Here is an 8,119-nt window from a genome sequence, read left to right as displayed (position 1 = left end):
GGGACGCTGTCGATGTCCTGGTAGTAGTCGCCGTGCGGGCCGCCGAACTGGTCGCTGAGCTGGAAGTCGGCGTTCTGCGACCAGGTGAAGCCGACCGTGATCGGGTCGTGGTCGGAGAGCATCAGCCCGTCCGAGGTGAGGAACTTGGCGTGCTCGTTGTTGTAAGAGGTCGCGTTGAGCGTCACCAGCTTGCTGCTGCGGTAGAGGACCTTGTCCACGACCTCGCAGGTGTTGGGCACGGTCGCGCCGGTCTGGTCGCACACCAGCGCGTCACTGCCCTTGGCCGGTGCGACGCCGCCGCGGATCAGCTTGACCCAGGCGTCGGTGAGTCCGTTGGCCGCGCCGAACTCCGCGATCGTGTCGGCGGAGCGGGTGTAACGGGTGTTGGTGTCACCCATCACCACGACGGCGTTGCCCGCCGAGTGGGTGCTGATGAACGAGGTCAGCTGGCTGAGGTTGTCGGCGCGGGAGGCCTCGTCGCCGTCGTTCGTGCCCGCGTTGGTGTGCAGGTTGTAGAAGTCGACGTACACGCCCTCGGAGAGGCGCTCGCGCATGAACGTGAAGCCCTTGGGGGTGAGGCAGTCGCCCGAGTCGAGCTGGCAGGAGTTCCAGTGGACGCGCTCGAAGTCGTCGGTGTCGTAGGGGAGTTTGGACAGGGAGTTGAGTCCGCTGCCGATGCCCGCGCCGCCGCTGGTGGGGGTGCGGTAGGCGTGCGCGGTGTCGCCCGCGTAGAGGTAGGCGTGGTAGTTGAAGTCCTCCTCGACGTTGACGATGTCGTAGGGCGCGATGCGCTGGCCGATGGCCGTCGTGCTGGACTCGCGGGGTGTGGAGGCGCTGGAGAGGATCTCCGGCAGGCCCGCGACGTTGTAGGTCAGGGTGCTGAAGGACCCGGAAGCCGGGTCCGCGGCCGACGCGGGCGGCGCGGCCGCGGTGAGCCCGCCAAGGGTGGCGGCTGCCGCCGCGAGGCAGGCGAGGAGTCTGCGCATGGAGGAGTTTCTCCTGAGGAGAGAAAGCGGTTGCGGTGGGAACATGGCAGAAGTTACCGCCGGTTACCCCTGTGTTGTCGAGGGTTAGGGCGTGCTTTCAAAGGAATCGCCTGCCATGCACGGGCGGTTCGAGAACCGGCCATTGACGATTCATGACAACTGCGGCGCTATGTGCGGGAGGTGGGCGCCCGCACCTTACTGGAGCCTGAAGTGTTCATCGCTGTCGCTCCGACGCGTCATGGTTCGCCACGACCGCCTCTGGGACCGGTCGCCCTGGGCCGCTGCCAGTGCGAGGTCCTGGCGTTCGCGGAGCAGGAGTTCCCCACGCCTCGTGATGGTGTACGACACTTCGCTCGAGAAGGGTTCGTGCTCGGGAACGAGCAGTCCACGCCGGAGGAGTGGCGGACCTCCTTCTCCGAGGCGCACAAGGCATGGACCCAGTTCAGCACCGCAGTCGCGGCCGTTGTCGTCTCCGGGCCGGTGTCTGCCGCAAAGGCAGCCGAGGTGCTGCGGGTGGCCATGTACGACTAGGAGAAGGCCGGGATGGACTGGCTCGCGGCTGCGCTGCGGGAGGGGCATGGCCAGGTCGATGAGTGCGCCGACCGTTTCAACAGGTCTGCCGAGGCGAAACGGGCTCCGGACGGAGCCTTTCAGCATGCCGCCCAGGTGGCCCTGGGAACAGAACACCCGTAGCAGGACCGCCCAGGTGCGACCTCGGCCGAGTGCCCGGTCAGCACCCGTACTGGTCGAGCACGGCCCGGGTGGCCCGGTCCACGGGACGCAGCGGGTGCGTACCGCCGTCCTCCGCCGGGCCCAGGCGCAGCGTCGTACCGCCGCTGACGGGGGTGACGGTGAGAACGCGGTCCTCGACGCGCTCCTGGACGGCGTCGCGGCGGTACGGGCTGGCGGCGAGGCAATCGTCGGCGTACTCGCGCTCGAAGCGGTCGTAGGGGCCCGCGAAGAAGTGATCCGCGATCGGCCCCTGCCACTGTCCCCCGAGGAACGCGAAGAAGGCGGCAACGACGCCCGGCACCACGGCGCGGGCACCGAGCGCCTGCATCAGTTTCGGCCCGAACCGGTAGACGATCCCGATGCCGAGGACCGCGATGGCACCGGTCCCCAACAGCAGCAGCGTGCCATGGGACGCCAACAGATGGGCACGCATGCCGAAGGTGAGCGGCAGCGCGCTGCACACCAGCACCAGCCATCCCAGCCCGGCCAGCGTCGCGACTTGGAACACGTTGGGCCTGGCCGGCCACGCCGGCCGGTGCGGGACCAGGGCCTGTTCGCGCGTCACCCACCGGCCGACGCCGCGCACCCTGCCCGCCGATGGCAGGACGCCGTCCGCGTGGTGTTCGACGAGCAAGGCCAGGACTGCGTCGCCGAAAGCGGCGACCCGCTGGTGGACAGCGAACCGGTCGCTCGCCAGCCGGTTGAACTCGTCCGTCCGGTCGGGCCGTACGCGCGTGGCCCGGCCCCGGGGGAAGGCGCGGTTCCAACGGATGTCCGGGGTCGGGGAAGCCGGGCAGCGTGGGAGCGGACCGGCCGGCGCTGCCGACGAGCTCGTCGACCGTACTGGCGCCCGGGGCGGGGATGAACGACTCGTACATCCGGTCGCGTTGCCGGTGGCCGCGGAGGCTGGCCTGCAGGGCCTCGGCCTGCTCGATCACCGCGTCGAGCAGCGGCTCGGCCGGTGCGCCGCGCATCCGCTCCAGGGAAGACCGGCCGGGGATCGCCCGCCACACCCCGCCGAGCCGGTTCACGGCCTGGTCCTTCCACACGTCACGCAAGCACGGCCACACCCGGGCGGCGGGAAGCCGTCGGGGCGGGCGCCGGCCGCGCAGATGCGCGCGCAGCAGCGTCACGGCGCTGCGCAGGTAGTCGGCCTCGGCCACGTACTGGATCGCGACGGCGGATTCGCGTACCCCGCGGGTCGCACCATCGGCGATCTCCTCGAAGCGCTGGGCGGCGGCGCTGGCCGCATCACCCTGTGCGCGCAGTTCGGCGATCGCCCGCTGCCATCCGCCGCTCATCCCCGCCCCCTTCACTCCGTCCGCACCGTGCCGCCCAGAAGGCTACCGGCCTGTTTAGACACCACGCGCGGTCGTAGCCCTCACTCACCTGGAGAACACCTGCCGCCCGGCAGCGACTGTGTTCGACGAGCGGCCGGTGCCGCTGCCGCGATGAGAGCGGCGGACATGTCGATAGCAGAGTCCTTGAACTGCACGATTGGGGCCTGGTCCGCGTTGGCTCCGCGCGGCGATCGTGGATCAGCTCTCTATGAGATCAGCACCTCGGATGACCTTGACCAGCTTGTGGAGGACATAGAGGCGCTGGGCGCGTTGCCGCACGACTTGTCCATCGTGCCGCAGGGGACGGAGTTCGGCCGGCACTACGTACGACTTTCCGGCGGGCGGTGCGTACGGTGCGCTTGATGCGCATGGGGGATTGGCCCAGAGGGTCCTCGGAGCTGAGTGGTGTGCTGTACGTCGGCGATGGTCCACGACGTCGGGGGCGGGCCGAATGCGCGGAGAGTGGCCCACACGTGCAGAGCAGCGGGGGCGGCGTCGGCGCCACAGCCAACCGAGGCGCCGAAACCGGGCGGTGCAATGTGGCCGAGCACAACGATGGCTTTCTTGGTCCCGTACTTCGTGAAGAGATTCCTCCCCACGGCCCCGTTGATTTCGTGCAGCGTCGCGACAGGAACCTTGGCGACTGCCTGACGTCCCCAGTGCGTTCCGGTACGCGCGGTGATCCTGGGAATGGCGTTGGAGCCGATACCGGCCGACCAAGGCCCGGGCGAGGTCGGCGCTCTGCATCGTCATCTCCGGATCTTCTCCTAGGCCGCCCAGCGGAGGCCGAGGGCGGCGAGTTCTTGAAGTTTGTCGGTGGTGAGTTTGTCCCGCCGTGATTTCGTGTTGGACAGGAAGATGCCCAGCTTCACAATGTGCTCCTCACCGCCGATGACCACGGTTTCGACGTGGGTTCTGGGGATGGTCAGGTGGCCTTCTCGGTTCTTGTACTGCCGGAGTGCCTCTATACCCCGCTCGAAGGCACCAGGGCCGCCCTTGCGGGCTGTCGCAGGTGCTTCCTGCTGCGGGGGCAGTGGTACGACGCCGAGGGCCTGCACGCGCTCGCGCTGCCCGTTCGTCAGCCCGTGCCAGATGTCGTGTCGGCGCTGTCGCTCCAGCCATCGGCCGACGTCCATCCCGTGCACGGTGACCCCGGGTTCGACGCAGACGGGCACCCTCTCCTCGGCGAGCATCGCCCGTACGGCCGCGTAGTGACGCTGCCAGTCGGCTGGCCACTGCGGGTTCCAGTCCGGGTCGATCGCCTTCAACGCGGTGTCCCACTCGGGGTGTTTGGCCAGCGCTCCGGCACGGCGGAGGTTGGACAGCCACTGTCCCACCGGCCTGTCAAGGGCCGTCGCGTGCCGGGGCGCACACAGCGTCCAGTGCTGGTCGTAGTAGGCGCGGGCGGCCTCCAGGTTCTCCTGGAAGCGCTCGTCGGCGACGGACCAGACCATGCCGAGGTTCTCCAGCCGCCGGGCGCGCTGGCCGGTCATCTGCCCGGCTCCGTACGCCCGTCGCTGTTCCGCGATCCACTGCCCGAGCGGGTAGGCGCCTTCCTTGTGGCCGTAGGGCACTCTGGCGTGGGTTTCGCGGTCGGTGAATTTCTTCAGCGCCGACCAGCCGCGGGCCCAGTCCTGCCGTTCGGTGTCGATGACGTTGAAGGACACCCAGTCCGCGACCGTGGCCGGGTCACGCGGGGCGGCGAAGCGCAGCAGGAGACGGGATTCCTCCTCGCCATCCCCTGGAGCTGTGCCGATGTGCGTGGACGGCTGGACATCGGCCTTCTGCGGCTCCTGGGGGATAGCGAGGAGTTCCACGGCCTCTTCGTCGTGAGCCCTCAGCCCTTGGAGAACCTGTACCAGGGGCCGGTAGGAGCCGGAGGTGAACATGTCCTCGGGTTCTTCTCCCGGCTGGAGGAAGACGGGCACGATCAGTGAGGCCAGCTTGTTCTGTCCGGGCTGCTGGCGCAGTGCCCGGCCGATGGCCTGGACGATGTCGTGGGGTGCTCCTTTGGGGTCCAGGAGGGCGACGCAGTCCACGGCCCGGATGTCGATGCCCTCGCCCAGGACGCGGCAGTTCGACAGGACCGCCCGCCGGGTGGTGGTGGCGAACTCGCCGAGGGTCCGGCGCCGGTGCTGCGGGTCGTGTTCGCCGTACAGCCAGTCGGCCCAGACCTTCGCCGGGTATGTCTCGGGCTGGTCGGCGTGCAGTTTCGCCGCGACGCGCTCCAGACCCTGCGCGTAGGCCTGTGCCTCGATCGTCCGGTGGTGGAAGGTGATGCACGTGTTGAGATGGTGCTCCGCCATGGTCCGCAGCAGTGCCGCGTGCAGCGCCCCGAGCCGCTGCCCGCGTACCTCCTCGCTGCGCCGCTCCTCGCCCAGCAGACGTTCCGGGGTGACGTCCGGGTCCCTGAGCTCCATGACGATGATCTGGTAGCGGGCGAGCAGGCCGCGGGACACCGCCGACGCCATGGAGAGCTTGTAGAGCACGGGACCGAAGACGTCCTCGTCGTCCATGGAGGCCGCGAGTTCCTCCGGCAGCGCGTCCCGCACGCCCTCGGTGATCTCCCAGTGCGGGGGACGCTCTTGCCAGATCCGCGGTGTCGCCGTCAGATACAGCCGTCGTGCCGCGGGGACGACCTCTTGGTTGTGGACCGCGGCCCACGCCTTGCCCATAGATCCACTTGTGCGGTGGGCCTCGTCGACACAGACCAGGTCCATGGGGGAGAGCCGCTGGCCGTACACGCCGGCGAAGGCTTCCTCGAGGACACCGAGCGAGGCGTACGTCGCGTAGATGGTGATCGGCCCGTCGCCGTGCCACAGCGCCAACTGGATGGGGTTGGTGGTGCACCGGACCTTCAGGGTCCACAGTTCCGCGTCGTCCTGGAGCGAGCACACCGCGACCGCCGGGCCGTTGTGGCCGACCGCGCGCCACGCCCGCACGGTCTGGGCCAGCAGGTCCAGCGTCGGCACCAGCACGAGAACCCGTCCCCTGGGCGCGATCCGCTTCGCCGCCGCGGCGGCGATGATGGTCTTGCCCGTCCCGCACGCGGCGTGCACCTGTCCGCGCAGGCCGTTCACGGGGATTCCCCCGGACGGGATGTCCAGGCCCCGCACGATAGCGGCCACGGCCTCGATCTGGTGGTCACGCAGCCTGATTGCGGTCACCGCTCGTCCTCTTCTCCTCTGTCGTACAGCCAGGCGTCGCTCAGCCACTGAAGTGCGGTCTCCTCGTGACCCGCCTGGCTCCAGAACCCGTCCAGCCACATCGGATCGCTGTCAATCCTCTCGCACAGGAGGTAGCACACGGGCAGGTCGACGAGTTCCAGCGGGTAGGCGTCGGCCGCGAATGGCAGGGCGCAGTCGAGGAATTCCTCCACGCTGCCGGGGGCGGCCTCGATGCAGGTCACCTTGGCGGCAGCGCACGTAGGCCTCTGCCTGGGAGAATCCGGCGCGGTAGTCGTGGCGTATTGCCTCCCTGGCGCCGCGGGGATCGTTGCGCGACCAGCTGGAAGTAGTCGGGGGTGGGGGCCTTGAAGTCGTCGCTGACCCGCCGTGTCGTACCGGTCTCCATGACGCGCCGGGCCAGCCCGGGGCGAGCAGCTTGCCCGCCCCGGGCCATACACGGCGCGCGGCTGGCGTCGGGGCGTGACGTCGGCCAGGACCGCCGGGGTGATCAGCTCGTCGGAGATCCACCGGTGTTCGTCGGCTGGCAGCCGGTGGTAGGCGCCCCCGGGCGGGACGGCGATGGGACGGCGATGGGACGGCGATGGGGGGCGGCGGACAGGCTCGGACCAGGCGGCCGCGTGTTCACTGTCGCGCTGCACCGCCAGGCGCCGGTCCTCTCCGGCCAGTTCGGTGTGGACGCGCCGGTCTGCGCGGGTCGGCTCGCGGCGGAAGGACGCGGTCTCGGGCGCGGTCCACGGCCGTGCCCGCTCCGCCCGTACCGCACGCTCGGCTGCCGTACGGCGCCGCCAACTGCCCTGCGGGGTGAGGGTCGTTGGCGTAGAGCACGGTGCCGTCACGCCGTACGACGGTGGCGCGATCGGCGAACTGCTCGGACTCGATGACGGCCAGCGTGGCGAGCAGGCCCTTCGGGCAGGAGTCGTGGTTCTCCCAGGACACCTACCGGCCGCCGCCATCAGCGGCATCGGCAAGGAAGCGGTCCTCGGTCCCGAGCTGGCTCAGGGCCTCCGCGCTTGCCACCGCCACCACTTCGATGCGGTGCCCGGCGGTGCGGTAGGCGAGGGAGGATGCGCGGAAGTCGCCGGAGTCGGCGAGTGCGGACTCCACCACGGCGTCGAAGCCCGCCTCGCGGACATGGGTTTCGACTGCGGCCTGTCAGTGCGCAATGTCGGGACGGACCAGGGCTCCGGCCGTACGGACGTCGGTGGCCAGGGCGCCCGCGTAGTGGCGGTGGAGGGACTTGTACAGGTCGCGGCCGACCCGCACGGCGCCGCCGCGACGGTGCAGGACCCCTGCGACGAGGCCGGCGAGCGTGGTTTTCCCGGCGCTGGGCTGGCCTGCGACGACGATGACGACCGGCCGCTGCTGGCGTACTGCCTGACGTGTCGCCGCCGGGAGGATGCTCCGGTTCGAGACCTCAAGGCGTTCCTGCTCGGGCAGGGCGGCAGGCTTGCTGCCCGATCTCGCCAACTAGTCCTCTCTGTAGGTGAGTTGATGTGTCTTGATGGTCAAGATCGCTCTATCAAAACAATCTGATCGGGTTAAAGGATCGGGTTAAATGTGAGGGGTAGGACTGCTAGTGTCCACGCTGGAGGTACACGTCACATGGCAACCGAGGAAGAGCTGTTCGCGAACATTGACGCTCTGCTGGAAGAGGAGCCGCAGCTCCCGCTTCCGGCGGAGCGGGCCAGGTTGCGTGAGGCCGCAGGTATCACACAGGCCCGCGTGGGGGCGGCTCTCGGGGTGACCGAGCAGTCCGTGAAGAACTGGGAGAACGGCAGGAGTGAGCCCAAGGGAGCGCGGCTGTCCGCATACAAGCGGCTGCTGGACGGCTGGGCGGAGAGGTTCCCCGCCCCGGGAGCTCCCGCTGTCGCGC

7 protein-coding genes and 1 pseudogene are annotated in these 8,119 nt (G+C 69.5%); 2 read left to right on the top strand and 6 right to left on the bottom strand.

Annotated elements, in window-relative coordinates; translation table 11 throughout:
- Positions 1–986, bottom strand: a 986-nt coding sequence (locus tag JHN63_RS43020; RefSeq protein WP_200690572.1) for an endonuclease/exonuclease/phosphatase family protein, incomplete at its 3' end; no start/stop codon positions are given.
- 366 nt (positions 987–1,352) lie between these two features.
- Between JHN63_RS43020 and JHN63_RS43015 the strand changes: the two genes are divergently transcribed.
- Positions 1,353–1,517: a hypothetical protein gene (locus JHN63_RS43015; RefSeq protein WP_200690571.1), complete on the top strand. Its 165-nt coding sequence runs from the start codon at positions 1,353–1,355 to the stop codon at positions 1,515–1,517.
- A 199-nt stretch (positions 1,518–1,716) separates the two neighbouring features.
- On the opposite strand, the gene JHN63_RS43010 is transcribed toward JHN63_RS43015, so the two are convergent.
- The 5 genes and pseudogenes from JHN63_RS43010 to JHN63_RS53385 all read right to left on the bottom strand — a co-directional run bounded on the left by JHN63_RS43010 (position 1,717) and on the right by JHN63_RS53385 (position 7,713).
- Positions 1,717–2,352 carry a hypothetical protein gene (locus JHN63_RS43010; protein ID WP_200690570.1) on the bottom strand — a complete coding sequence of 212 codons (636 nt, stop codon included), beginning with the start codon at positions 2,350–2,352 and terminating at the stop codon, positions 1,717–1,719.
- Positions 2,353–3,825: 1,473 nt separating this feature from the next.
- Positions 3,826–6,225, bottom strand: coding sequence for a DEAD/DEAH box helicase (locus JHN63_RS43005; protein WP_200690569.1), 2,400 nt, complete (start codon positions 6,223–6,225; stop codon positions 3,826–3,828).
- Positions 6,222–6,467, bottom strand: coding sequence for a hypothetical protein (locus JHN63_RS53395; RefSeq protein ID WP_234478535.1), 246 nt, complete (start codon positions 6,465–6,467; stop codon positions 6,222–6,224). Before JHN63_RS53395 ends, JHN63_RS43005 begins: the two co-directional genes overlap by 4 nt.
- Positions 6,468–6,867: 400 nt before the next feature.
- Positions 6,868–7,182: a zeta toxin family protein gene (locus JHN63_RS53390; RefSeq protein ID WP_234478534.1), complete on the bottom strand. Its 315-nt coding sequence runs from the start codon at positions 7,180–7,182 to the stop codon at positions 6,868–6,870.
- Positions 7,183–7,713, bottom strand: a pseudogene (locus JHN63_RS53385) (zeta toxin family protein). It abuts the gene before it with no gap.
- 135 nt (positions 7,714–7,848) lie between these two features.
- Between JHN63_RS53385 and JHN63_RS42995 the strand changes: the two are divergent.
- On the top strand, positions 7,849–8,119 hold a 271-nt coding region (locus JHN63_RS42995; RefSeq protein ID WP_200690568.1), incomplete at its 3' end, for a DNA-binding transcriptional regulator.

It is taken from the genome of Streptomyces sp. MBT65 (genome assembly GCF_016612545.1).
GTDB lineage: Bacteria > Actinomycetota > Actinomycetes > Streptomycetales > Streptomycetaceae > Streptomyces.
Note: the sequence above shows the minus strand (reverse complement) of the source record. Positions and strands in the feature narration are given on the sequence as shown.